We start from the raw sequence: 26652 nt of genomic DNA, 5'->3' as shown, positions 1-26652 counted from the left end.
TTCTATAGTCTGGTGGCGATAGCGAAGAGGTCACACCCGTTCCCATGCCGAACACGGTCGTTAAGCTCTTCAGCGCCGATGGTAGTTGGGGGCTTCCCCCTGTGAGAGTAGGACGTTGCCAGGCAGATAAAAGACAATCCAATGGATTGTCTTTTTTTGTGTGCATAAACCTATTCCTCAAGGCGCTGAAGAGCGTTTGGTTCGAAGAACCAACGTCTTCCATGACTGAGCCCGATGGTTACATCATGAATAAACTTCTTGGAATACATCGTGTCCCCCTGTGAGACGAACCCTTTCTCTTCATAACACGACGTGGGACACTTCCAAGAGATCACTTCATGGTAATCATCCCCGTAGAAGAGAAAGGGTGAGCCAGGACGTTGCCAGGCGGGCACGCTCCGCACAAAAAGGAGGAAGTAGGGGCGCGCGTAATATTAATGCAGCAGAACCAACATCACCTTCAAATAAGCAGATGGTTACATCGTGAGTAAACTTCTCTGATCAAAAAACTACATTTCTATGCATAAATAATAAATCAAACGCAAAAGCCACTATTTCAGCCGCATAAAAAGGTCAATTCCAGCAAATCGAAAAAATGAACCGCAATAAATAATCGAAAACGCAAATGGTTAGCATTTTACCGCATAAATTTTTAAATAGCCGCAAAGATCTACAGTTTTGCCGCATACATCATCGAATTTGCCGCATAAATTTAATTTTTTTTATTTATTGAATTTCTCTAACCCAAGAATAGTGAACGTTAGTGTGCAAACAGTAACGTTTTTTCCTCCACATCATGTTTAACCAAACTCAAACTAGGTTATAGACCTCCATAGTAGAGCTTTTCTCTACAGAAACATAAAGGAGGACGAAAATGATGATAGTAGAAAAAGAACTCCGCGAACTGAAAAAGGAATCTTGTAAACATGGTTACTTAACGATTTACTTACGTACAGATCAAACAAGCAACGACCAACAAAGAGGAGAATGGAAGATTCGTTTGAAAAATGGTCTGAAAAAATTAGAAGAATACATTGATGCTAGTAATGAAGCAAACATAAAGGCGTTTAAAAAAGTTAAGAAGAAAGCAAGCGATGCAATCTATGCCATCCAAACCGAGTTACCAAAAAGTCTTGTTGTATTTGTATCACCACAAGGAGATTTCTTTTTTAGGAAACTTCAAGTTTCTGTAGAGAACGAGTTTTACTGGGAAAGGAAACCAAGAGTAGAACAGCTAGAGAACTTAATGGACCAGTATCCAAAAGAGGGAATTGTATTTATTCAAAAAGAGGATGCTTTTTTAATTGAGACAAGCTTAGGAGAAGTGAACATCGAACGATTTTATGATTTAGAAATTGAGAACGACGACTGGAAGCAATACGATGGGATTGCAGCTAGTGAACGTATGGCCAAACGAGCAAGTCATCGTGATAAATATAATCAACGTTTCGAAGCCAATCAGCAACGAGCCTATAGAAATCTAGCCAACATGATTCAAAAAGAAGCAGAAAGCAAACAGTGGTCTACAATCTATTTACTTGGTGAACAAGGGTTAACAACGGAGTTTCAGAAACAACTTCTATTTCCATCAGTGAAAAAGGTAAATAAAAACTACAAAAAATTTTCTTCTAAAGAAATTATTGGCCAAGTACTCGCTTCATAGTTTTTTAAATCAGTGCAAACTTGTCAATTTAGTAAAGGCATTGAAAGAGGCAAAGTCCTTTTTCAATGCTTTTTGCGTTTATCGTTCCTACCAATTTGTTGTTAGTTAAAAACATATACAAGATTCGTCAAAAATATGAGTAAAATATTGCATGTTTATCTAATAATATAAGGTTAACAACTAGACAAGCCTGGCTATACTAGTAATGATTCATACATATTGCACTTTTCAAAATAAGCGCATATAATACTTATAAAGTCAAAGATAGTCAAAGTCAGAATTGGAGGGAGGGCAAAGCTTGAGAAACATATCTGACATCATAGAAGAGTACTTAAAAGCCACCATTCAAAATAGTGGAGATGATCCGTTGGAAATCAAAAGAAGTGAAATTGCTAAAAAATTTCAATGCGTCCCTTCACAAATTAATTATGTTATTCAAACTAGATTTACACTTGAAAAAGGGTATCAAGTAGAAAGCAAAAGAGGTGGCGGAGGATATATTCGGATAATGAAAGTGAGTCCGCATGACCATCTAGACCTTTTTGATCAGATGATTAAAATTAGCGGTAAAAACATTGATCAGAGTACCGCCGAAAACATTATTATCCGTTTATTTGAAGAAAAGGCTATTACGAAACGAGAAGCCAATTTAATGATTAGTGTAATGGATCGAACATTATACAATGCAAATATTCAACACCGAGATGAAGTAAGAGCAAATATTTTAATAGCTATGGTAGAGACATTAAAATATAAAGAATTATCGTAGAGGGGAGGAAAATTCATGCTTTGTCAGGAATGTAATAAGAGGAAAGCAAGTTTACATTTTGCCAAAATTATTAATGGCGAGAAGACAGAGTTTCATATTTGTGAACAGTGTGCAAAAGAAAAAGGTGAATATTTTCCGGGTGGAAATAGTTTCTCTATTCATCAGCTCTTATCGGGACTATTACATTTTGAACAACCAGTAAAGGCAGAAACACAAGAGCAAAAACCAACTTGTGAAAAATGTGGTATGACTTATGAACAATTCACTCAAGTAGGAAGGTTTGGCTGTGCAAATTGTTATAAAAGCTTTGAATCGAAATTGGGCCCAATTTTAAAAAGGGTGCATAGTGGCAATCAAACACATGCAGGGAAGCTTCCTGAAAGAATTGGTGGAGGAATTCAATTACAACGTCAAATTGATTCATTAAAAGCCGAAATGAAAGGGTTTATTGATCAAGAAGAGTTTGAGAAAGCAGCAGAACTTAGAGATCAAATCCGATTATTAGAAAAACAAAAGAATGAGCAAAAGGAGGACTAAAACATGTCACTCCAACAGTTTATTTCAGAAGCGTTAAGTCCTTGGATGAAAAAAGATGGTCCAGATTCGGATATTGTGCTAAGTAGCCGAATAAGATTAGCTAGGAACCTTGAAGAATATAAATTTCCTTTACTAGCGTCAATGGAAGAATCTTATGCAACATCGAAACATATCGGAGAGGCACTAACTCAAGAAGAGTTTGCTGAAGTTGGCTCTCTAGAGATTCTACGCATTGACGATATGAAGGCCAATGAAAAACGTGTACTCGTAGAAAAGCATTTGATAAGTCCTAATCTAGCAGACCATTCCAAGCATGGTGCCGTTCTGCTCGATAAAGACGAAGCAGTAAGTATCATGGTCAATGAAGAAGACCATATTCGCATTCAGTGTTTACTTCCTGGGTTCCAGTTAGGAAGAGGTTTAGAGAAAGCCAATCAAATTGATGATTGGATTGAGCAGCGTTTAACGTATGCATTTGATGAAAAAAGAGGTTACTTAACGAGTTGCCCAACAAATGTTGGGACAGGACTTAGAGCATCCGTTATGATGCACCTTCCAGCTCTTGCTATGACACAACAACTGAACAGAATTTTACCAGCAATTAATCAATTAGGATTAGTTGTTAGAGGAATTTACGGGGAAGGCAGCGAAGCTTTAGGTAATCTATTTCAAATCTCTAACCAACTTACACTGGGGAAATCTGAAGAAGACATTGTTGAAGATCTAAGAGGAGTGGTCTTACAGTTGATTCAACAAGAACGAGCAGCTAGAGAAAATCTATTGGATCAATCGAGATTGCAACTAGAGGATCGAGTACATCGTTCATTTGGAATTTTGGCTCATAGTCGAATGATTGAATCAAAAGAAGCGACCCAGCGTTTATCAAACGTTAGGTTGGGAATTGATTTAGGTTTGATTAAGGGTCTATCAGGGAACATCTTAAATGAATTAATGATTTTGACTCAGCCAGGGTTTCTTCAGCAATATGCTGGCGAAGTGTTATCTCCTGAACAGCGGGATGAAAGAAGAGCCACGCTAATTAGGGAGCGGGTAAAACTAGAGGAAGAAACGAACGAATAATCATGGAGGTGGACGTCAATGATGTTTGGACGTTTTACAGAGCGCGCACAAAAGGTATTAGCATTAGCACAAGAAGAGGCAGTTAGGTTGGGCCATAATAATATCGGTACAGAACATATTCTACTTGGTTTAATCCGAGAAGGAGAAGGGATTGCAGCGAAAGCTCTACAAGCACTAGGGTTAGGTTCTGAAAAAATCCAAAAAGAAGTAGAATCGCTAATTGGAAAAGGCCAAGAAGGCTCGAAAACCATTCACTATACACCTAGAGCAAAGAAAGTCATTGAACTTTCAATGGATGAAGCACGTAAGTTAGGACACTCTTATGTGGGAACAGAGCATATTTTATTAGGTCTTATTCGTGAAGGTGAAGGGGTCGCTGCACGTGTTTTAAATAATTTAGGAGTAAGTCTAAATAAAGCTCGCCAACAAGTATTACAATTGCTTGGAAGCAACGAAGTAGGAAGCTCTTCTGGTCAGAGTTCAGGAGCAACAAATGCCAATACACCGACTCTTGATAGTTTAGCACGAGATTTAACAGCCGTTGCTCGTGAGGAGTCACTCGACCCTGTAATTGGTCGAAGTAAAGAAATTGAGAGAGTCATACAAGTGTTAAGCCGTCGTACGAAAAACAATCCTGTTTTAATAGGTGAGCCAGGGGTAGGTAAAACGGCCATCGCTGAAGGGTTAGCACAAGCAATCATTGCAAACGAAGTACCTGAAACACTACGCAATAAGCGAGTGATGACACTTGATATGGGGACCGTTGTTGCAGGAACGAAGTATCGTGGTGAATTTGAAGACCGCTTGAAGAAAGTCATGGATGAGATTCGCCAAGCAGGAAATGTCATCTTGTTCATTGATGAGCTTCATACTTTAATTGGTGCAGGTGGAGCTGAAGGAGCAATTGATGCATCCAATATTTTAAAACCATCTTTAGCACGTGGAGAACTACAATGTATTGGTGCAACAACATTAGATGAGTACCGCAAATATATTGAAAAAGACGCAGCGCTAGAGCGCCGTTTCCAACCAATTCAAGTTAATGAACCAACACTTGATGAATCAGAGCAAATTTTAAAAGGACTTCGTGACCGTTACGAAGCACATCACCGCGTGACAATTACAGATGATGCAATTGAAGCAGCTGTTAAGTTATCCGATCGTTACATTTCGGATCGCTTCTTACCAGATAAAGCAATTGACTTAATCGATGAAGCTGGTTCGAAAGTTCGCCTAAAATCCTATACTGCACCACCAAACTTAAAAGAACTTGAGCAGCGTCTAGATGAAACGAGAAAAGAAAAAGATGCCGCTGTACAAAGCCAAGAGTTTGAAAAAGCAGCCTCTTTACGTGACTCCGAGCAGCGTTTACGCGAAGAGTTAGAAGAAATGAAGAATGAGTGGAAGAAGAAACAAGGTCAAGAAGATACAGAAGTAACAGCGGAAGATATTGCACAAGTCGTTGCAAGCTGGACAGGAATTCCTGTTTCGAAATTGGCTGAGGAAGAAACAGATCGTTTATTGAAAATGGAATCTATTCTTCATGAACGTGTCATTGGTCAAGAGGAAGCGGTAAAATCGATTTCTAAAGCCGTGCGCCGTGCACGTGCGGGTTTAAAAGATCCAAAGCGCCCAATTGGCTCTTTTATTTTCTTAGGTCCAACAGGGGTAGGTAAAACGGAATTAGCTCGTGCTGTTGCAGAAACGTTATTTGGCGATGAAGATTCAGTCATTCGTATCGATATGTCAGAGTACATGGAAAAGCACACGACTAGCCGACTAGTTGGTTCGCCTCCAGGGTATGTAGGACATGATGATGGTGGTCAGTTAACAGAAAAGGTTCGTCGTAAGCCTTATTCAGTTATCTTGTTAGACGAAATTGAAAAAGCTCACCCAGAAGTGTTTAATATCCTTCTTCAAGTATTAGAGGATGGACGTTTAACCGATTCTAAAGGAAGAACGGTTGACTTCCGTAATACAGCGATCATCATGACGTCTAATGTTGGGGCAAGTGAATTGAAACGAAGTAAATTCTTAGGATTTGCAACAGAAGGAGAAGGGCAAGAATACAAAGATATGAAAGGGAAAGTGATGGATGAATTAAAACGAAGCTTCCGTCCAGAATTCCTTAACCGTATTGATGAACTCATTGTCTTCCATTCTCTAGAGAAGAAGCATATCCGTGAGATTATTACATTGATGTCTGATCAGTTAAAGAAACGTCTAAGTGAGCAAGGAATTGACTTTGAACTGACAGAAGCAGCTAAGGACAAAATTACCGAGCTTGGGTATGACCCTGAGTATGGTGCACGTCCATTACGTCGTGCCTTGCAAAAACAAGTTGAAGATCGTCTGTCTGAAGAGTTGCTAAGAGGCACGATTACAAAAGGTCAAAAAGCACTTATTGATGTGAAAGATGATGAACTTTTTGTTCAAACGTCTGAAACTCGTGAAAACTTACAGGTCTAAATATAATTTAGCGGCATAAATCGTAGGCTCTAATGTGAAGAAAAGCCGGGGGAGAGTCATAATCCCTCGGCTTTTCACCATATAATAAAGCAAGATCCTATTTAGGAATGATAATCAGCAACGAAATGCCTGAGTAAACCTTTTTCCTTCTACTCTGTTACAATAGACGTAATAGATAGAAGGGAGTAACCAAAATGGCAAAGAAGAAAACAAAGTTTGTCTGCCAAGAATGTGGCTATGAGTCGGCAAAATGGATGGGCAAATGTCCAGGCTGCCAAAGTTGGAATACGATGATTGAGGAGTTTGAGCCAACGGCCAAACAAGCAAGTCGTAGTTACGTTACTTCGGCAACAACCGGTTCAAAACCACAATCAATTGTCTCCGTAAAAAGCGAGACAGAGGCAAGAATCAGCACAACTATGGTCGAACTTGATCGTGTGCTTGGTGGTGGAATCGTCCCTGGTTCTCTTGTGTTAGTGGGAGGAGACCCCGGAATCGGTAAATCAACACTTTTGCTTCAACTTTCATCAAAGTTGGCAGAGACAAAGCAAAAGGTCTTATATATTTCAGGAGAGGAATCCGTTAAGCAAACGAAATTGCGATCGGAGCGTTTAGGCGTAACAGCGGAGGAGCTTTATGTCTTAGCAGAAACGGATATTTCCTTCATTGAACGGGCTATTGATGAAGTGAAACCGACACTTGTTGTCATTGATTCAATTCAAACGGTTTATCAGGAAGAGATCACATCAGCCCCTGGTAGTGTGGCGCAAGTCAGGGAATGTACGGCTGCTTTTATGAGAATTGCTAAAACAAGAGGGATTGCCATCTTTATCGTCGGGCATGTAACGAAACAAGGGTCAATTGCAGGTCCTAAGTTGCTTGAGCATATGGTTGATTCGGTTCTTTATTTTGAAGGTGAGAGACATCATACGTATCGTATCCTGCGGGCGGTCAAGAATCGTTTCGGATCGACCAATGAAATGGGTATTTTTGAAATGAAAGAAGTAGGTTTAGAAGAAGTACTGAATCCATCTGAAATTTTCTTGGAGGAACGATCGCAAGGAGCTGCTGGATCGATTGTCGTGGCCTCAATGGAGGGGACTAGACCTGTTCTCGTTGAATTGCAAGCACTCATCTCTCCAACTAGTTTTGGAAATCCTAGAAGAATGGCTACGGGAGTTGATCATAACCGGGTCTCCTTGTTAATGGCTGTGCTAGAAAAACGAGTAGGGCTTCTTCTCCAAAACCAAGATGCGTATTTAAACGTTGCTGGTGGAATTCGTTTAGATGAACCAGCGATTGATCTAGCAATTGCACTTAGCATATCCTCGAGTTTCAGAAATCAAATTACTAGTCCAACCGATGTCGCAATAGGAGAAGTGGGCCTTACGGGAGAAATTAGACGAGTCTCCAGAATTGATCAACGAGTAAATGAAGCTGCAAAGCTTGGGTTTAAACGTGCGATTATTCCTGAAAAAAATTTAGGGGGATGGACGTACCCTAAAGGGATTGAGGTCATTGGTGTACCTACATTAGAAAGGGCGTTAGAAGTCGGATTAGGAGGTTAATAAATGAATGAAGGGAAAAAGCGACAAGCTTTTATCCAGAACGTATTAAAACTTGTAGCTCCTGGTACGGACCTACGGGCAGGAATTGACAATGTACTACGAGCCAAAACGGGAGGCTTAATTGTCATTGGCTATGATAATGCCATGATTCCTATAGTGGACGGTGGTTTTTTTATTAACTGTAATTTTTCGCCTGCTTATTTATATGAATTAGCGAAGATGGATGGAGCCATTATTTTAAGTGAAGATGGGAAACGGATTTTATATGCGAATACTCAATTGGTACCCAATAACGGAATTACATCGAATGAGACAGGGATTCGGCACCGAACAGCGGAGCGTGTAGCGAAGCAAACGGGAAATTTGGTCATTTCGATCTCACAACGTCGGAATGTAATTACATTATATCAAGGTGATCACAGATACTCGTTAAAAGATATTGGGGTTATCTTAACAAAAGCCAATCAAGCTATTCAGACACTTGAGAAATATAAAGTCGTGTTAGATCAAGGAATTACCAATTTAGGTGCGCTTGAATTTGAGGAGTTAGTAACTTTCCATGAAGTAACTCAAGTTATTCATCGCGTTCAAATGGTATTAAGAATTAAAAGGGAAATTTTAAATTACATCAATGAACTAGGAAACGAAGGGCGTTTAATTACGATGCAATTAAATGAACTGGTTGCCGATACGGAAGAAGAAGCTCTTTTCTTATTGAAAGACTACGTTAAGAATGGCAATCAAGATGTCAAAGAAATTTTAAAAGAGCTAACGAAATTTCAGACGGAAGAGTTGTATGATGAACAAGAGATTGTGAAAGCACTTGGATATAACAAAAATAGTAACCTTCAAGAGCATGCTATTGCCCCAAGGGGATATCGTATTTTGCATCGGATTCCAAGACTTCCATCCATGATCATTGAAAATTTAATAGAAAAATACGGGAATTTATCAAGTATTATGATGGCAAGCATTGATGAGTTAGATGAAGTAGAAGGAATTGGGGAACCGCGAGCGAAAATGATTAAAGATGGCCTAACAAGGATACAAGAACAGTTGTTCGTTGATAGGCATATATAAAAGAAACGGGTCCAACGGTGTTTTATACGTTTTATGATGAATGATCAGACTCAATACCCAATTCCCTGCTTAACACGTTTAAGAAGACGGAATAATCCTGAGAATTTATGTGAAATGCAGTTTGATAGGTTTCAAATGTGGATTCTTGTCTATAATAATAAAAGGAGGTGAATATGGATGCTAAAGCGAATTGTACAGCTTTTTTTCGTTCTAGTTGGAGGAACTTTGGGCTTTATCTTCATTCCAGAACTTATCCATATATTAAATTTTGGTGAAGTCCCTGCTTGGATTATGAGTTCGTATGCTGGTGCTGTAATTGGTGCAATTCTTTTCTTTTTTGCTACATTTTGGCTTGCTGATTATATCGTAAATGTTATGAAGCTTTTAGAAGAAGCCATTGTACGCGCTCCGGTTACAGATGTGTTGTTTGGTACAATGGGGTTAATTGTTGGTCTAATTGTTGCTTATTTAATTGGTATCCCGTTAAATGCCATTAACATTCCGATTTTGAGTACGTTTGTTCCTATTTTTGTTACCATCTTTGTTGGATATTTTGGTTTTCAAATTGGATTCAAAAAACGTGATGAGCTTATTAACTTATTTACATTAACTAGAAATTTAGGGAAGAAAAAAGAAGAAGAGGTTGATGTGGCAGTAGGGAAACAACTGAAAATTCTAGATACAAGTGTTATTATTGATGGACGAATTGCCGACATTTGTAAAACTGGGTTTTTAGAAGGAACGCTTGTCATTCCAGAGTTTGTCTTGGAAGAGCTGCAGCATATTGCCGATTCATCTGATGTATTAAAACGAAATCGTGGTCGTCGTGGCCTTGATATCCTAAATAAAATTCAAAAAGAGCTGCCGATTAACGTGGAAATTTACGAAGGTGATTTTGAAGACATTTCTGAAGTAGACAGCAAATTAGTGAAATTAGCCAAAGTTTCTTCGGGGATGGTTGTGACAAACGATTTTAATTTAAATAAAGTATGTGAATTGCAAGGCGTAGCCGTTTTAAATATTAATGATTTAGCCAATGCTGTTAAACCTGTTGTATTACCAGGTGAAGAATTAAAAGTTCAAGTAATCAAAGATGGAAAAGAACAGCATCAAGGAGTGGCTTATCTTGATGACGGAACGATGATTGTAGTAGAAGGCGGTCGAGATTATATAGGAAAGCATATTGATGTTGTTGTAACAAGTGTGCTTCAGACAAGTGCTGGACGTATGATTTTTGCTAAACCAAAGCTACTTGAAAAGGCTTTGTAATCAAATTGCACTCATATCAGAGTAATTATTTAGCGCTATACTTCATCATGGAGGGTAGCGCTTTTCTTTTAGAATTCTTCATGTACAAGCTTTCTTTAACACAAACATATGCAATTAAATGGGAGAACATGCTAAAATAAATATCGGTTTTAGAAATATGGTAGCAACTTTATGATGATGATATGGGCTATTACATCTAGTAGGAGAGAATCAAATGAACTATCGCGTGGTGGTCTTAGCAGCTGGATCAGGGAAAAGAATGAAAGCTGGTAAGAACAAACAATTTCTTGAACTTAGTGGAGAACCCCTTATTGTACATACGATTCGTCTATTTTCTGAGGACATTTATTGTGAAGAAGTGGTTCTTGTCGTGAATCCAAACGAAGTTCAAATGATGAAAGATATAGTGAAAGAATACCACCTAACGAAAGTGACAAGTTTTGTTAGTGGTGGACAAGAGAGACAACATAGTGTGAAGAATGGCATCGACTCCATTTCTGATGACCAAATTGTTTTGGTTCATGACGGAGCAAGGCCATTTGTTAAAAAAGAAGTGATCCATCAACTTGTTGAAAAGGCAAACAAAATGGGGGCTGTGACGGTCGCTGTCCCTGTGAAAGAAACGATTAAAAAGGTGGTTGCTGAAAAAGTGGTGGATACATTAAATCGAGAAGAACTTTGGTCTATACAAACACCACAAGCTTTTCAACTGTCCCTTTTAAAGAAAGCACATATGCAAGCTGAAAAAGCAGGAATGATGGGGACAGATGATGCAAGCCTTGTAGAATGGCTAGGTCAAGATGTTGCGATTGTGGAAGGTGACTATCAAAACATTAAGTTAACAACACCTGAAGATGTACTTTTTGCAGAAGCCATTTTGAAAGAAAAGGAGCTGAAAAAATCATGATACGAATTGGACAAGGTTTTGATGTACATCAGTTAGTCGAAGGAAGGCCACTTATTCTTGGTGGGATTACCATTCCTTACGAAAAAGGACTTCTTGGGCATTCAGATGCAGATGTGTTATTACATACGATTGCTGATGCAGCATTGGGAGCTATTGCAGAAGGAGACATTGGTAAACATTTTCCTGATACCGATAGTGCTTTTAAAGATGCAGACTCGGCTAAACTTCTTACACATGTTTGGGAAATTGTAAAAGAGAAAGGCTATAAACTCGGAAATATTGACTGTACGATTATCGCTCAAAAGCCGAAAATGGCGCCGCATATTGAAACGATGCGTGCTCGAATTGCTGAGCTTTTAGAAGCTGAATTAGAGCAAGTGAATGTAAAGGCAACAACAACAGAAAAACTAGGATTTACGGGAAGAGGCGAAGGAATTGCGTCACAAGCTGCAATTCTTTTAGTGAAGCAGTCATAAATACAGGTTAAATGAATCAAAGTAGTGATATAGTAATATAGATACAAAAATGATGAAATTATGTTTATTGATAGAAATGGAAGGTGTTTATAATGGGAAGTGATGTTCGTGTTCGCTTTGCTCCAAGTCCAACGGGGCATTTACATATTGGTGGTGCTCGTTCTGCGCTCTTTAACTATTTATTTGCAAAAAGTCAGGGCGGGAAATTCATCTTAAGGATTGAAGATACCGATCAAGCAAGAAACGTAGATCAAGCGAAAGAAAAACTATTAGATAGTTTAAAATGGCTTGGCATGGATTGGGATGAAAGTATTGATGTCGGTGGTGAATACGGCCCTTATAGCTGTATGGAACGTGTTGGGTTGTATAAAGAGTATCTTGATCACCTCCTTCAAGAGGGAAAAGCCTACTACTGCTATATGACGGAAGAAGAGTTAGAGGCAGAGCGTGAAGAGCAAAAAGCTCGTGGTGAATTGCCTAAGTATAGTGGGCGTGATCGTGATTTAACTGAGGAGCAACGGAAACAATATGAAGGAAAAGGGCTGAAGCCTGTTATTCGTTTCCGTGTACCAGAAGGGAAAGACATTCAAATTCAAGATGCTGTCCGTGGCGATGTAACGTTTGAATCTGATGGGATTGGTGATTTTGTCATTGCTCGTAAGGATGGCATTCCAATGTATAACTTTGCTGTTGTCGTTGATGATCATCTTATGAAAATCTCTCATGTAATCCGTGGGGAAGAACATTTATCTAACACGCCAAGGCAAGTACTGCTTTATGAAGCATTCGGATGGGACGTTCCTAAATTTGCTCATGCATCGTTAATTTTAAATCCAGACCGTCAAAAAATGAGTAAGCGCGATGAATCGATTATTCAGTTTGTTGAGCAATATAAGGAACTTGGTTATATGCCTGAAGCAATCGTTAATTTCTTGGCTTTATTAGGTTGGTCGCCTGTTGGAGAAGAAGAAATTTTCTCTGTGCAACAATTAGGAGAGCAATTTACGCTTGATCGAGTAGCAAAAGCTCCAGCCGTGTTTGATACAGATAAGCTTGCGTGGATGAATAATCAATATATTCAAAACGCAGAGTTAGAAACAGTTGTAGATCTTGCCTTGCCTCATTTAGTGAAGGTTGGAAGATTGCCGGCCGATATGACCGATGATCAAAGAGACTGGGCAAAACGCCTAATTGGGTTGTATCAAGAACAAATGCATTATGGTGCAGAAATTGTTGAGTTGTCTGAACTTTTCTTTAAGGAAAAAATTGAGTATAATGAGGAAGCACAAACGGTTTTAAATGAAGAGCAAGTACCTGAAGTGCTAGCGCATTTTACGAAAGAGCTAGAAACAATGGAAGAGTTCACAGCAGAGAACATTAAAGCTGCGATGAAGGCAACACAAAAAGCAACTGGACAAAAAGGCAAAAAGTTATTCATGCCAATTCGCGTAGCAACAACAGGACAAACGCACGGGCGTGATTTGCCCGATTCGATTGAACTATTAGGTAAAGACGTTGTTGTCACGCGTATTGAACAATTATTAAAATAAATAGTGCAAACGTGTTGAAAGGGAAAAGTAAAAGTGAGTATACCTTGCAGAGAGAACCACCATTGGCTGGGAGTGGTTTAGGAATCTTACTTTGAAGATGCACCCTTGAGCCTCTTTTTGAACCAATGTAAGTAGGAAAGAGCGAGTAGCTTCGTTATCGGCTATAAAGATGAGTAAGTAAATCTTGCTCTAAACAGAGTGGAACCGCGCATGTAAGCGCCTCTGTGCATTTGATGCACAGAGGCGCTTTTTATTTGCAAAAGATGTGAGAATAGAAGCAGGTTCCCAAAAAGGGGGTTGAGAACACATGGGGAAAAAAATTCGAACTTTACTTAATGATGTGGACGTTGTATTTGAACAAGATCCCGCAGCAAGAAGTCGAATTGAAGTCATCTTTACGTACTCGGGTGTTCATGCAATATGGGCACATCGGTTTGCGCATTGGTTATGGAAACGAAAACTATTTTTCCTAGCAAGATCGATCTCGCAAATAAGTCGTTTCTTTACCGGAATTGAAATTCATCCTGGTGCCGTCATCGGTCAACGCTTATTTATTGATCACGGAATGGGAGTCGTCATTGGGGAAACGTGTGAAATTGGCAATAATGTTACGATCTATCAAGGTGTGACACTTGGAGGAACAGGGAAAGAAAAAGGGAAGCGCCATCCGACCGTAGAAGATGGGGTATTAATTGCCTCCGGTGCGAAAATACTCGGTTCATTTACTATTGGTGAGAATGCACGAATAGGTGCAGGTTCAGTTGTATTAAAAGAAGTACCGGCTAACTCCACTGTTGTGGGGATACCAGGAAGAATTGTCATACAAGACGGGGTGAAAGTTGAACATGGATTGAACCATCACCTTATGCCTGATCCCATTGCAGATAAGTTAAAAGAGTTAGAAGAAGAGATCAAGGCTTTAAAAGCCGAAAGAGAGAAGTTGAAGTCATCAACAAGACAATAGCTTCTTGCATATTGTAGTAGAAATTAGAAGAAGGAGTAGATCCAATGTCTATTCATGTTTATAACAGCTTAACGAAAAAGAAAGAAAAATTTATTCCGATTGAAGAAGGAAAAGTAAAAATGTATGTTTGTGGACCAACCGTTTACAACTATATTCATATCGGAAATGCAAGACCCCCGATTGTATATGATATGGTTAGGAAATACTTAGAATACCGAGGCTATGATGTAACGTTTATTTCTAATTTCACAGATGTAGACGATAAAATCATTCGTGCTGCCAACGAGCTCGGTGAGGACGTCTTTCAAGTAGCTAATCGATTTATTGAAGCTTACCATCACGATACGTGTGCTCTTGGAGTAGCAGAAGCGGATATTCACCCGCGTGTGACAGAGACGATTCCTGAAATCATCGCTTTTATAGATGGATTAATTAAAAAAGAATATGCGTATGAATCAAGTGGCGATGTGTATTTTAGAACACGTAAATTTAAAGAGTACGGAAAACTTTCTTCTCAGTCCATTGAAGACCTCCGTTCAGGTGCACGAATTGAAGTAGACGCGCGAAAAGAAGATGCCCTTGATTTTGTCCTTTGGAAAGCAGCAAAAGAAGGAGAAGTCTCTTGGGAAAGTCCGTGGGGAGATGGACGACCAGGTTGGCATATTGAATGCTCAGCTATGGTAAAAAAATATTTAGGCGATACAATCGATATTCATGCCGGTGGGCAAGATTTATCTTTTCCTCATCATGAAAATGAAATTGCTCAATCCGAAGCTTTAACGGAAAAACCAATGGCAAATTATTGGCTTCATAACGGTTTTATCAACATTGATAATGAAAAAATGTCGAAATCACTCGGAAATTTTGTTTTGGCAAAAGACATCATTCAACAACATTCGGCAGAAGTCGTGCGATTCTTTATGCTTACGGCTCATTATCGCAGCCCGATCAACTTTAGTGATGAGTTGTTGGAGGGAGCTAAGAGTGGACTTGAGCGTTTGCAGACAGCTGTATCGAGCTTGGAACACAGATTAGAAGAGTCAGCTGGTTTAGGTGAAAAAGACGAGTGGCTTGACAAAATTAACGCACTAAAGGAACGTTTTATTGAGGAGATGGATGATGACTTCAATAGTGCTAACGGTATTGCAGTTCTATTCGATTTAGCCAAAGAAGCCAATCGTTATTTACGTGAAGAGCAAACATCTAAGGAAGTATTAGAAGCGTTTTTACAGCATTTCAATGAGTTTGCTACTGTACTTGGTCTTACTTTGCAAACGCAAAAAGAGTTATTAGATGCTGATATTGAGCAGTTAATACAAAAAAGAAATGAAGCTAGAAAGCAAAGAGATTTTGCTTTAGCAGATCAAATTCGTGATGAGCTAAAGGAACAAGGCATTGTGTTAGAGGATACAGCACAGGGTGTCCGTTGGAAACGAGGCTAGTATGAAACTTATAGAAGCCAATACTGATCTAAAACAACTAAATGCGCTAGCGCTAGCTTATATGGGTGACTCTGTTCTGGATATGTATGTTCGCTATTATTTAATTGCCAAAGGCACAGTTCGTCCTCATCGCCTTCACGTTGAAGCAACGAAATACGTATCTGCTAAATCTCAAGCATTTATAATGGGAGAGCTACTTGAACAAGAGTTTCTTTCAGAAGAAGAAATCAATATATTTAAGCGCGGGAGAAATGCGAAGTCTGGCTCCATCCCTAAAAACACAGATTTAAACACGTATCGTTATTCAACAGGGTTTGAAGCAGTGTTAGGTTACCACTATTTCCAGGGTAACCAAACACGTCTTGATGAAATTATGAAAAAAGCAGTAGACGTCGTTGAGACTAGGTCTACGTAAGAAGGGAGGAAAATACGATGAGTTCAGAATTTATTGTTGGGAAAAATCCAATTATTGAAGCATTAAAGTCCGGTCATTCTATTAATAAAATTTGGATTGCCGAAGGGTCTCAAAAGGGCCAAATGGCGAAAGTGATGGAGCTTGCGAAAGAGAATGGTGTGTTAATTCAGCATGCTCCTAAAAAGAAATTAACTCAGCTTGTTGATTCAGATAATCACCAAGGTGTGGTAGCCTCTATTGCAGCCTATGAGTATGCAGAGATGGATGATCTTTTTCAAGCAGCAGAAAAACGTGGAGAAGATCCATTCTTCCTCCTACTAGATGAAGTTGAAGATCCTCATAATCTTGGTTCTATTTTACGTACAGCTGATGCTGTCGGTGCGCATGGAGTCATTATTCCAAAGCGAAGAGCTGTAGGGCTTACGCAAACGGTAGCAAAGTCTTCAACAGGTGCGATTGAGTATGTTCCAGTAGTTCGAGTAACAAATTTAGCTAGAACAATGGATGATCTTAAAAAACGTGGAATGTGGTTTGCTGGTACCGATGCGAAGGGAAAAGCAGACTACCGACAAGCAACGTTTGATATGCCGATTGGGTTAGTTATTGGAAGTGAAGGCAAAGGAATAAGCCGTTTAGTAAAAGAAAAGTGTGATTTCCTTATTCGAATTCCTATGGTAGGGCATGTAACATCGCTTAACGCTTCTGTTGCAGCAAGTTTGCTCATGTATGAGGTATACCGGAGACGTCATGAAGTAGGCAGTGAGTAAAAATGAAAGATATTTTGCTCGTGGATGGCTATAACATGATTGGTGCTTGGCCAGAGCTTCGAGAGCTCAAAGATAAAGATCTTGGGTTAGCAAGGGATCGCCTAGTAGAAATGCTTGCTGAATATCAAGCGTATACTGGTTTTAAAGTAAAAGTGATTTTTGATGCCCATATGGTTGAAGGGATAGGAAAGAAATATAAGGATCATAGAATTGATGTGCTGTATACAAGGAAGAATGAAACGGCAGATGAACGAATTGAAAAGCTCGTTCATGAATTAAAGCGAATTGATACGACGATTCATGTGGCAACATCAGACATGGCCGAGCAATCGATGATCTTTGGTAGTGGAGCATTACGAAAATCGGCAAGGGAGTTATTGCTTGAAATGGAGACGACCGAAAAAGGAATCGACATAGAAGTTCAAAAAACGCAAAAGAAGAAGAATTCGACAAAAATCCCGCTTAGTGATGAAATTGCTGAAATTTTTGAAAAATGGCGTCGACAGCGTTGATACGTGGTTGACCCGCTGGAAATCTGTGCTATATAATGGGTCTATAATTTGGACAACAGCCAAGGTCGGAGGGATTGTCGTGAGCATGGACCTTCAAGAAACTAAACAACTTAAACCTATTTATGACACAGTGGCAGATGATGAGTTAGTCGTGTTTGTAAGGAATGGAGATAGTGGTGCGCTTGAATTTTTAATTAATAAATATAAGAATTTTGTTCGTGCGAAGGCAAGATCTTATTTTTTAATTGGGGCAGACCATGAAGATATTGTCCAAGAAGGAATGATTGGACTTTATAAAGCAGTCCGCGATTTTAATGGGGACAAGCTGTCTTCATTCAAGGCTTTTGCAGAACTGTGCATTACAAGGCAAATCATTACAGCGATTAAGACGGCAACAAGACAAAAGCATATTCCGTTAAATTCTTATGTATCTTTGGATAAGCCTCTATACGATGAAGAATCAGATCGTACATTGTTGGATGTTATTTGTGGTACGAAAGTGACGGACCCAGAAGAACTTCTTATCAACCAAGAGGAGTTTGAGGACATTGAGTTGAAGATGGGTGAACTTCTTAGTGATTTAGAGCGTCAAGTGCTAATGCTTTACCTAGACGGCAGATCGTATCAAGAAATATCTGAAGATCTAAACCGGCATGTTAAATCGATTGATAATGCCCTCCAGAGGGTCAAGCGAAAGTTGGAACGTTATGTGGAACTGAGGGGAGTTTCCATTTCATAGTGAGTGGGGGACGAAAGTAGCTAGTCTATCAATCGTCGCCCTCTTTCTATTGGACTAACTGCCAGATTGTTCGAATAATTGACACGAAAAGTCCAATATGATAGATTAAATTAGTATGTACTTTAAGCGTTGGAGGTGCGTGGTGCGAACAAAAGTTGTACTAGCATGTGAGGTTTGTCAATCGAGGAATTATGTGACTGAGAAGAACAAACAATCGCACAGTGGCCGCATTGAGATGAAAAAGTTTTGTAAAACTTGCCAAGAGCACACTCTTCATCGTGAGACGAAATAAGTAGACAGTTTTCACTGAACAAATAAACACATTGTAAATATTTCGAATAGATAAACGCATATTTGTCTATATTGATTGATGCTGGGGGTGTCTTTGGTGGCTGGTGGAGAAAGAAGTGTTGGGAAGTTTTTCCGAGATGTTGTCCAAGAAATGAAACGTGTCTCTTGGCCGACTCGTAAGGAATTAACACGTTATACATGGGTTGTTTTAGGAACGGTAGCTTTCATTTCTGTTTTCTTCTTTGTGGTTGATTATGGAATTTCAGAGCTTGTTCGTCTCCTACTCGGTTAATGTTTTTGTGTAATCGTTGGAATAGCTTCTAAAGGGTAGTCATTTGACAACCTCGCTAATGAAGAGGAGGGAAGGACAAAACCGTCCTATTTAACATGGAAAAAAATTGGTATGTGCTTCATACGTATTCAGGGTACGAAAACAAGGTAAAGACAAATCTGGAAATGCGCGTTGAATCAATGAACATGACAGATAAAATCTTCCGAGTGCTTGTGCCTGTTGAAGAAGAAACAGAAGTGAAGAATGGAAAAACTAAAACGGTAACAAAGAAAGTTTTTCCGGGTTATGTCATTGTTGAAATGATTATGACAGATGATTCTTGGTACGTTGTGAGAAATACTCCAGGCGTAACAGGATTTGTTGGTTCTGCTGGTGCAGGATCGAAACCGACGCCACTTTTACAAGAAGAAGTGGAGTCTCTATTGAAACAAGCGGGAGTAGAAGAGCCTAAAGCTGATATCGACTTTGAAATTAAAGAGTCTGTTAAAGTGAAGGAAGGTCCTTTTGCTAACTTTGTTGGATCTATTGAAGAGATTCAAGTAGATAAGCAAAAAGTGAAGGTTCATGTTAATATGTTCGGCCGTGAAACGCCGGTAGAACTGGATTTCAACCAAGTGGAAAAGATTTAATTCGAAAAAAACTTGCTATCTTTTCTTGGAAGTGATAGAATCTTCATGGTTGACAATGGTTTCAGTAAATGAGCCATCGGGTGCAGATGCATTGCATCCGTTTTTTGAGTGGGAGGGTGGAAATTCTTCACCCGGATAACCACATCACGGACTTTAAGGAGGTGTGTCACGTGGCTAAAAAGGTAATTAAAATGGTTAAGTTACAAATTCCTGCTGGGAAAGCTAATCCAGCGCCACCAGTTGGTCCTGCATTAGGTCAAGCAGGTGTAAATATCATGGGATTCTGTAAAGAATTCAACGCTCGTACTTCTGATCAAGCGGGTCTTATTATTCCGGTTGAGATTACAGTATTTGAAGATCGTTCGTTTACATTCATCACGAAAACTCCGCCTGCTGCTGTTCTTTTAAAGAAAGCTGCTGGGATTGAGTCAGGTTCTGGAGAGCCTCATATTAAGAAGGTTGCTACAGTAAAACGTGATAAAGTACGCGAGATTGCTGAGACGAAAATGCCAGATCTTAACGCAGCTGATGTTGAAGCGGCTATGCGTATGGTAGAAGGTACAGCTCGCAGCATGGGTATTACGATCGAAGATTAATTGTACGTTTTTTCGGAGGTTGCGATGAGGTATGACCCTCTTTGCCTAGTTACTAGGTTCGCAACCTTTAATAGTGGGAGGTATTACCGCTAAAACCACATTCGAGGAGGAAATATAGCATGGCTAAGAAAAGTAAAAAATATACAGATGCTCTTAAACTTGTTGATCGTGAAACGGCGTATCAAGTAGAAGAAGCAATTGAATTAGTAAAGAAAACTGCGACAGCTAAGTTCGATGAAACAGTTGAAGTAGCTGTACGTCTTGGTGTTGATCCTAAGAAAGCAGACCAACAAATCCGTGGTGCTGTTGTTCTTCCTAACGGAACAGGTAAAACACAACGCGTTCTAGTTTTCGCTAAAGGCGAAAAAGCAAAAGAAGCAGAAGCAGCTGGAGCAGACTTCGTAGGTGATGAAGATTTCATCAACAAGATCAACCAAGGTTGGTTTGAGTTTGATGTGATCGTTGCTACACCAGACATGATGGCTCAAGTTGGTAAATTAGGTCGTGTACTTGGACCGAAAGGCTTAATGCCGAACCCTAAGACTGGTACAGTTACATTTGATGTAACAAAAGCTGTAGCTGAAATCAAAGCTGGTAAAGTTGAATACCGCGTTGATAAAGCTGGTAACATCCATGTACCAATTGGAAAAGTTTCTTTTGAAACTGAAAAGCTTATTGAAAACTTCAAGACAATCATTGAAACTCTTGTAAAAGTAAAACCTGCAGCTGCAAAAGGTACGTACATGAAAAACGTAGCTATTGCATCTACAATGGGACCTGGCGTTCGTGTGAATGCATCTGTTTTTGCAAGATAATGATTGACTTATATGCTTTGTGTGTGTATACTCGTAAGAGTGTCTTACACAAGGCACATAAAATTGAATGTCATACCGTAGACCGTAGGAGTGCATAGCACTTAATTTCCTACCGAGGTAAGCAATAGATACAGGAACGATTACTGTGTTTGTATGCCCTCATGTCTACATGAGGGCTTTTTATATGCTTCTTAAACGGTATGGTGAAAAACCATAGGAGGTGTAAGGATGAGCGTATTAGAACAAAAAAAGCAAGTTGTTGCAGATATCGCAGCGAAACTACGTGAGAGTAAATCAACAGTAGTTGTTGACTACCGTGGATTGACTGTTGCTCAAGTAACAGAACTTCGTAAGCAACTTCGTGAAGCTGGTGTTGAGTTCAAGGTGTATAAAAACACTTTAGCTCGTCGTGCAACTGCTGAGGCTGAATTAACTGCTCTTGATGAGCAACTTGTTGGTCCTACAGCGATTGCATTTAGTACAGATGATGTTATTGCTCCTGCAAAGGTCATTAACGAATTTGCTAAAAAGAACGATGCTCTTGAAATCAAAGCTGGTGTCATTGAAGGACAAGTAGCTTCTGTGGCTGAAGTAAAAGCTCTTGCAGAACTTCCATCACGCGAAGGACTACTTTCTATGCTTGCAAATGTACTTCAAGCTCCAGTTCGTCAATTTGCTTTGGCTACAAAAGCTGTTGCAGAGCAAAAAGAAGAGCAAGGTGCTTAATAGTTCAATACCGAAAGTTGCCATTGTGTAGCTGACGGCCCCATACTTACTAATTTGTATGCAATTATACAAAGAGTATGTACGAAACAAAATGAGTTAACCAAATAAATTATCAAAACGATAACAGGGAGGATTTACAAAATGAGTAAAGATCAAATCATTGAAGCGATTAAAGAAATGACAGTTTTAGAACTTAACGACCTAGTTAAAGCAATTGAAGAAGAGTTTGGCGTAACTGCTGCTGCTCCTGTAGCTGTAGCTGCTGCTGGTGGAGATGCTGGTGCTGCTGAGCAAACTGAGTTTGATGTAGTTCTTGCATCTGCTGGTGGTTCTAAAATCAACGTTATCAAAGTTGTTCGTGAAATCACAGGTCTTGGTCTTAAAGAAGCAAAAGCTCTTGTTGATGGCGCTCCTGCTCCAATCAAAGAAGGCGTTTCTAAAGATGAAGCTGAAGAATTCAAAGCTAAGCTTGAAGAAGCTGGCGCATCTGTTGAAGTTAAGTAATTACCTTATAAAGGGGCTCGCTTTTAGCGGGTCCTTTTTGTTTAGAGTTTTATTTGGGTATACTGTTTTTGATGTTGAAAAAAAGGAGCGAGTGTATGTCTGACCATTATTATTCAGAAAAACCTACTGTAGATAGTGAAGAAAGGGACTTTGCATTTACTTTACGTGGTAAATCGTTTCGTTTTTTCTCGGATCGTGGGGTTTTCTCTAAAAGTGAAATTGATTATGGTAGCCAATTATTAATCGATTCTTTTGTTTTTCCTACTATAGAAGGAGACTTTCTCGATGTTGGATGTGGATATGGTCCGATCGGCTTGTCGCTAGCCTCGGTTGAGAAAGATAGAGTCGTGCATATGGTCGATATAAATGAAAGAGCATTAAATCTATCGAGTAAAAATGCAGATCGCAACTCTATTAACAATGTAAAGATCTATAAAAGTGATCGGTTAGTAAATGTAGAGAAGAACGACTTTGCAGCTATTATTACTAATCCGCCAATACGTGCGGGTAAACAAATTGTCCATTCGATCTTTGAGCAATCATTTGAACACTTAAAGGAACAGGGGGAGCTATGGATTGTTATTCAGAAAAAACAAGGTGCTCCATCTGCAATTGAGAAACTAGAGAGTTTATTTAATGAAGTGGATATCGTACTAAAGAAAAAAGGATATTACATTATCGTCGCAAAAAAAGTTTGACCCAACTTGTCTTTTGTGGTATTGTTATTTAATGCGTATAACTACCTATTTTTAGAACCTTATTTCGCAAGAAAGTCAAGTGGGAATATTTGAATAAGATTTTAAAATAGTGGGTATACTGGTATAATCATGGAATTTTGTGGAATGGATATATATCTATTTCCTGTTTATAAGAAAGAAATCGAACTTTCTTATAATGTCCGTACATAATTAGTGTGCGAGTTCTGCTTAATCTATAAAAATGTTTTCATCGACCTCTAGTTCAGTGTTTTTTACAGAAATAGAATAGGTGACATTTTTAGATACTATAACGCGAGATTTGAGGGGTGAATCAGTTGACAGGTCAACTAGTTCAGTATGGACGCCACCGCCAGCGAAGAAGCTATGCAAGGATTAACGAAGTATTGGAGCTGCCGAATTTAATTGAAATTCAAACAGCATCCTATCAGTGGTTTCTTGATGAGGGCCTAAGAGAAATGTTCCAAGATATTTCTCCTATTCAAGACTTCACAGGAAACTTGGTTCTAGAATTTATTGACTATAGTCTTGGAGAGCCGAAGTATCCAGTGGACGAATCAAAGGAACGTGATGTGACGTTTGCCGCACCTTTACGTGTGAAAGTTCGTCTTATTAATAAGGAAACTGGAGAAGTAAAAGAGCAAGAAGTATTTATGGGAGATTTCCCACTAATGACTGAGACTGGTACGTTTGTCATCAATGGGGCAGAGCGTGTTATTGTTTCTCAGCTTGTTCGTTCACCAAGTGTATACTACAGTCAGAAAACGGATAAAAACGGTAAAAAAGGTTTTACTGCAACAGTGATTCCAAACCGCGGTGCGTGGTTGGAGCTTGAAACAGATGCCAAAGATATCGTTTACGTTCGTATCGACCGCACAAGAAAAATACCAGTGACGGTTCTTTTGCGTGCTTTAGGTTTTGGATCTGATCAAGAGATCATTGATTTATTAGGTGAAGATGAATATCTTCGCAACTCGTTAGAAAAAGACAACACCGATGGAACGGATAAAGCGTTGCTAGAAATTTATGAACGCCTTCGTCCTGGTGAGCCTCCAACAGTTGAGAATGCAAAAAGTCTTCTAGATTCTCGTTTCTTTGATCCGAAACGTTATGACTTAGCAAATGTTGGTCGTTATAAGATTAATAAAAAGCTTCATATTAAAAACCGCCTTTTCAACCAACGTTTAGCAGAAACTTTGGTAGATCCTGAAACAGGTGAAGTCATCGCTGAAGAAGGAACATTACTTGATCGTCGTACGTTAGATCGTATTTTACCTTACCTTGAGAATAATGTAGGGTTCCGTCATGTAAGTGCTTCTGGTGGTGTTGTAGAGGATGAAGAAATAGCGCTACAATCGATCAAAATTTATGCTCCTGATGATCAAGATGGAGAAAAAACGATTCGCGTGATTGGAAATGCAATGGTAGAACGTGATGTAAAGCATATTACGCCTTCTGATATTATTGCATCCATTAACTATTTCTTTAATCTATTACACGGCGTTGGTGACACAGACGATATTGACCACTTAGGAAACCGTCGTCTTCGCTCTGTAGGTGAACTGTTACAGAATCAGTTCCGTATTGGTTTGTCTCGTATGGAACGTGTAGTGCGTGAGCGTATGTCTATCCAAGATCCGAATATGATTACACCTCAGGCGTTAATTAATATTCGTCCGGTAATTGCCTCTATTAAAGAGTTCTTTGGTAGCTCGCAGTTATCTCAGTTCATGGACCAAACAAACCCGTTAGCGGAACTTACACATAAGCGTCGTCTTTCAGCGTTAGGACCAGGTGGTTTAACACGTGAACGCGCAGGATTTGAAGTTCGTGACGTTCACTACTCTCACTATGGCCGTATGTGTCCGATTGAGACACCAGAGGGTCCAAACATTGGTTTAATTAACTCCCTTTCTTCTTTTGCGAAAGTAAATGAGTTTGGGTTTATGGAAACACCATACCGTAGAGTAGATCCGGAAACAGGAAAAGTAACAACGCAAATTGATTACTTAACTGCGGATGAAGAGGACAACTATGTTGTCGCACAGGCGAACGCTCGTCTTGCTGAAGATGGATCATTTATAGATGATAATATTATTGCTCGTTTCCGTGGAGAGAACACCGTTGTTCCACGTGAACGTTTAGATTATATGGATGTATCGCCGAAACAAGTTGTTTCTGCTGCGACATCTTGTATTCCATTCTTAGAGAACGATGACTCCAACCGTGCGTTAATGGGAGCGAACATGCAACGTCAAGCTGTTCCATTACTAGTTCCTGAGTCGCCTATCGTTGGTACAGGTATGGAACACGTTTCTGCAAGAGACTCTGGTGCAGCGATTGTTGCTAAAAGCAGAGGGGTTGTAGAACGTGTAACAGCAAAAGAGATCTGGGTTCGCCGACTTGAAGAAGTTGATGGTCAAGAAGTGAAAGGTGACTTAGATAAGTATAAACTTCAAAAGTTTATTCGCTCTAACCAAGGAACAAGTTATAACCAACGTCCAATTGTAGCAGAAGGAAATATTGTTGAGAAACGTGAAATCTTAGCAGATGGCCCTTCTATGGAGCTAGGAGAGATGGCTCTTGGACGTAACGTTATGGTTGGTTTCATGACTTGGGATGGATATAACTATGAGGATGCGATCATTTTAAGTGAGCGCCTCGTAAAAGATGACGTTTATACATCTGTTCATATTGAAGAATATGAATCAGAAGCTCGTGATACGAAGCTAGGACCAGAAGAAATTACACGTGATATCCCGAATGTTGGGGAAGACGCTCTTAAGAACTTGGATGAGCGCGGTATTATCCGTGTTGGTGCAGAAGTAAAAGATGGAGATATTTTAGTTGGAAAGGTTACACCAAAAGGAGTAACAGAATTAACAGCTGAAGAACGTCTATTACATGCTATTTTTGGGGAAAAGGCTCGTGAAGTTCGCGATACGTCTCTTCGTGCTCCGCATGGTGGAGATGGAATTGTTTTAGATGTAAAAATCTTTAACCGTGAAGATGGCGATGAATTGCCACCAGGTGTGAATCAGTTAGTTCGTGTTTATATCGTTCAAAAACGTAAAATTCACGAAGGTGATAAGATGGCCGGCCGTCACGGAAACAAAGGGGTAATTTCTCGTATTCTTCCGGAAGAGGATATGCCTTACTTACCAGACGGAACACCAATTGACATCATGTTAAACCCATTAGGGGTACCATCTCGTATGAATATCGGTCAGGTGCTTGAGCTTCACTTAGGTATGGCGGCACGTAAACTAGGTATCCATGTTGCATCTCCAGTATTTGATGGTGCAAACGAGGAAGATGTTTGGGGTACGATTGAAGAAGCAGGTATGGCTCGTGACGGGAAAACGATTTTATATGATGGTCGTACGGGTGAACCGTTTGACAACCGTGTATCAGTTGGAATCATGTATATGATTAAACTTGCTCACATGGTTGATGATAAGCTACATGCACGTTCAACTGGACCATACTCTCTAGTAACGCAGCAACCACTTGGTGGTAAGGCACAGTTTGGTGGACAGCGCTTTGGAGAGATGGAAGTATGGGCACTTGAAGCTTATGGAGCAGCTTATACATTACAAGAAATCTTAACCGTTAAGTCCGATGATGTTGTTGGTCGTGTTAAGACGTACGAAGCGATTGTAAAAGGTGAGAATGTTCCTGAACCAGGAGTTCCGGAATCATTCAAAGTTCTTATTAAAGAGCTTCAATCGTTAGGTATGGATGTTAAGATGCTTTCAAGCAATGAGGAAGAAATTGAAATGAGAGAGCTTGATGATGAGGATGATCAAACGAGCGAGAAGTTGAATCTGAATTTCGAATCAAGCGAATCAAATGTGTAATAGAAGCTCGGGAGCT

The 26652-nt window shown here is 39.6% G+C and carries 26 protein-coding genes, 1 rRNA gene and 2 other annotated features; all 27 genes read left to right on the top strand.

What is annotated here, in order from left to right:
* Positions 1-8: 8 nt before the first annotated feature.
* The 27 genes from rrf to rpoB all read left to right on the top strand — a co-directional run bounded on the left by rrf (position 9) and on the right by rpoB (position 26636).
* A 5S ribosomal RNA gene (rrf, locus tag N0O92_RS19105) occupies positions 9-124 on the top strand.
* 750 nt (positions 125-874) lie between these two features.
* Entirely contained in the window at positions 875-1663 is a 789-nt protein-coding gene (locus tag N0O92_RS19100) for a VLRF1 family aeRF1-type release factor (protein ID WP_315616239.1), read from the top strand.
* Positions 1664-1961: 298 nt separating this feature from the next.
* Complete coding sequence (locus N0O92_RS19095; RefSeq protein WP_315616238.1) at positions 1962-2432, top strand: CtsR family transcriptional regulator; 471 nt, start codon at positions 1962-1964, stop codon at positions 2430-2432.
* Between the two features lie 15 nt (positions 2433-2447).
* On the top strand, positions 2448-2969 hold the full coding sequence (mcsA, locus tag N0O92_RS19090; protein ID WP_315616237.1) for a protein-arginine kinase activator protein McsA: 522 nt from the start codon (positions 2448-2450) through the stop codon (positions 2967-2969).
* 3 nt (positions 2970-2972) lie between these two features.
* The gene (mcsB, locus tag N0O92_RS19085) at positions 2973-4049 is read left to right on the top strand and encodes a protein-arginine kinase McsB (protein WP_315616236.1); all 1077 of its coding nucleotides are present in this window, start codon (positions 2973-2975) and stop codon (positions 4047-4049) included.
* Between the two features lie 18 nt (positions 4050-4067).
* On the top strand, positions 4068-6518 hold the full coding sequence (clpC, locus tag N0O92_RS19080; protein ID WP_315616235.1) for an ATP-dependent protease ATP-binding subunit ClpC: 2451 nt from the start codon (positions 4068-4070) through the stop codon (positions 6516-6518).
* A gap of 194 nt (positions 6519-6712) precedes the next feature.
* Positions 6713-8086, top strand: coding sequence for a DNA repair protein RadA (gene radA / locus N0O92_RS19075; protein WP_315616234.1), 1374 nt, complete (start codon positions 6713-6715; stop codon positions 8084-8086).
* A 3-nt stretch (positions 8087-8089) separates the two neighbouring features.
* Positions 8090-9166, top strand: a complete 1077-nt coding sequence (gene disA / locus N0O92_RS19070; RefSeq protein WP_315616233.1) for a DNA integrity scanning diadenylate cyclase DisA — start codon at positions 8090-8092, stop codon at positions 9164-9166.
* A 177-nt stretch (positions 9167-9343) separates the two neighbouring features.
* On the top strand, positions 9344-10435 hold the full coding sequence (locus N0O92_RS19065; protein WP_315616232.1) for a PIN/TRAM domain-containing protein: 1092 nt from the start codon (positions 9344-9346) through the stop codon (positions 10433-10435).
* A 214-nt stretch (positions 10436-10649) separates the two neighbouring features.
* Positions 10650-11342, top strand: a complete 693-nt coding sequence (ispD, locus tag N0O92_RS19060; RefSeq protein WP_315616231.1) for a 2-C-methyl-D-erythritol 4-phosphate cytidylyltransferase — start codon at positions 10650-10652, stop codon at positions 11340-11342.
* Positions 11339-11818 (top strand): 2-C-methyl-D-erythritol 2,4-cyclodiphosphate synthase, encoded by a 480-nt coding sequence (gene ispF / locus N0O92_RS19055; RefSeq protein ID WP_315616230.1) that lies wholly within the window; start codon positions 11339-11341, stop codon positions 11816-11818. The genes ispD and ispF overlap by 4 nt, the downstream gene beginning before the upstream one ends.
* 92 nt (positions 11819-11910) lie before the next feature.
* Positions 11911-13368, top strand: a complete 1458-nt coding sequence (gene gltX, locus N0O92_RS19050) for a glutamate--tRNA ligase (protein ID WP_315616229.1) — start codon at positions 11911-11913, stop codon at positions 13366-13368.
* A gap of 5 nt (positions 13369-13373) precedes the next feature.
* Positions 13374-13595: a binding site (T-box leader), on the top strand.
* An 80-nt stretch (positions 13596-13675) separates the two neighbouring features.
* Positions 13676-14332, top strand: a complete 657-nt coding sequence (cysE, locus tag N0O92_RS19045) for a serine O-acetyltransferase (RefSeq protein WP_315616228.1) — start codon at positions 13676-13678, stop codon at positions 14330-14332.
* Between the two features lie 44 nt (positions 14333-14376).
* Positions 14377-15774: a cysteine--tRNA ligase gene (cysS, locus tag N0O92_RS19040; RefSeq protein ID WP_315616227.1), complete on the top strand. Its 1398-nt coding sequence runs from the start codon at positions 14377-14379 to the stop codon at positions 15772-15774.
* Position 15775: 1 nt separating this feature from the next.
* Positions 15776-16189 carry a Mini-ribonuclease 3 gene (locus N0O92_RS19035; protein WP_315616226.1) on the top strand — a complete coding sequence of 138 codons (414 nt, stop codon included), beginning with the start codon at positions 15776-15778 and terminating at the stop codon, positions 16187-16189.
* 17 nt (positions 16190-16206) lie between these two features.
* Positions 16207-16956 carry a 23S rRNA (guanosine(2251)-2'-O)-methyltransferase RlmB gene (rlmB, locus tag N0O92_RS19030; RefSeq protein ID WP_315616225.1) on the top strand — a complete coding sequence of 250 codons (750 nt, stop codon included), beginning with the start codon at positions 16207-16209 and terminating at the stop codon, positions 16954-16956.
* A 2-nt stretch (positions 16957-16958) separates the two neighbouring features.
* On the top strand, positions 16959-17468 hold the full coding sequence (locus tag N0O92_RS19025; protein ID WP_315616224.1) for an NYN domain-containing protein: 510 nt from the start codon (positions 16959-16961) through the stop codon (positions 17466-17468).
* Positions 17469-17553: 85 nt separating this feature from the next.
* Positions 17554-18207: an RNA polymerase sporulation sigma factor SigH gene (sigH, locus tag N0O92_RS19020; protein ID WP_396334554.1), complete on the top strand. Its 654-nt coding sequence runs from the start codon at positions 17554-17556 to the stop codon at positions 18205-18207.
* A gap of 142 nt (positions 18208-18349) precedes the next feature.
* The gene (gene rpmG, locus N0O92_RS19015) at positions 18350-18499 is read left to right on the top strand and encodes a 50S ribosomal protein L33 (protein WP_034745183.1); all 150 of its coding nucleotides are present in this window, start codon (positions 18350-18352) and stop codon (positions 18497-18499) included.
* Between the two features lie 96 nt (positions 18500-18595).
* Positions 18596-18790 carry a preprotein translocase subunit SecE gene (gene secE, locus N0O92_RS19010; protein WP_315616222.1) on the top strand — a complete coding sequence of 65 codons (195 nt, stop codon included), beginning with the start codon at positions 18596-18598 and terminating at the stop codon, positions 18788-18790.
* Positions 18791-18885: 95 nt separating this feature from the next.
* Positions 18886-19419, top strand: coding sequence for a transcription termination/antitermination protein NusG (gene nusG / locus N0O92_RS19005; RefSeq protein WP_315616221.1), 534 nt, complete (start codon positions 18886-18888; stop codon positions 19417-19419).
* A gap of 170 nt (positions 19420-19589) precedes the next feature.
* On the top strand, positions 19590-20015 hold the full coding sequence (gene rplK, locus N0O92_RS19000; protein WP_034631517.1) for a 50S ribosomal protein L11: 426 nt from the start codon (positions 19590-19592) through the stop codon (positions 20013-20015).
* A gap of 119 nt (positions 20016-20134) precedes the next feature.
* The gene (gene rplA, locus N0O92_RS18995) at positions 20135-20830 is read left to right on the top strand and encodes a 50S ribosomal protein L1 (RefSeq protein WP_315616220.1); all 696 of its coding nucleotides are present in this window, start codon (positions 20135-20137) and stop codon (positions 20828-20830) included.
* Positions 20831-20887: 57 nt separating this feature from the next.
* Positions 20888-21022 (top strand) — a sequence feature (ribosomal protein L10 leader region).
* A 36-nt stretch (positions 21023-21058) separates the two neighbouring features.
* Entirely contained in the window at positions 21059-21556 is a 498-nt protein-coding gene (gene rplJ, locus N0O92_RS18990; RefSeq protein WP_315616219.1) for a 50S ribosomal protein L10, read from the top strand.
* Positions 21557-21697: 141 nt separating this feature from the next.
* Positions 21698-22060, top strand: coding sequence for a 50S ribosomal protein L7/L12 (gene rplL, locus N0O92_RS18985; protein WP_034631512.1), 363 nt, complete (start codon positions 21698-21700; stop codon positions 22058-22060).
* Between the two features lie 95 nt (positions 22061-22155).
* On the top strand, positions 22156-22758 hold the full coding sequence (locus N0O92_RS18980; protein ID WP_315616218.1) for a class I SAM-dependent methyltransferase: 603 nt from the start codon (positions 22156-22158) through the stop codon (positions 22756-22758).
* A 335-nt stretch (positions 22759-23093) separates the two neighbouring features.
* On the top strand, positions 23094-26636 hold the full coding sequence (gene rpoB, locus N0O92_RS18975) for a DNA-directed RNA polymerase subunit beta (RefSeq protein ID WP_315616217.1): 3543 nt from the start codon (positions 23094-23096) through the stop codon (positions 26634-26636).
* Positions 26637-26652 lie beyond the last annotated feature (16 nt).

The organism is Alkalihalobacillus sp. MEB130, from assembly GCF_032335535.1.
In the GTDB taxonomy this organism is placed as follows: domain Bacteria; phylum Bacillota; class Bacilli; order Bacillales; family Bacillaceae_D; genus Halalkalibacter.
This window is presented reverse-complemented; position numbering and strand designations above follow the sequence as displayed.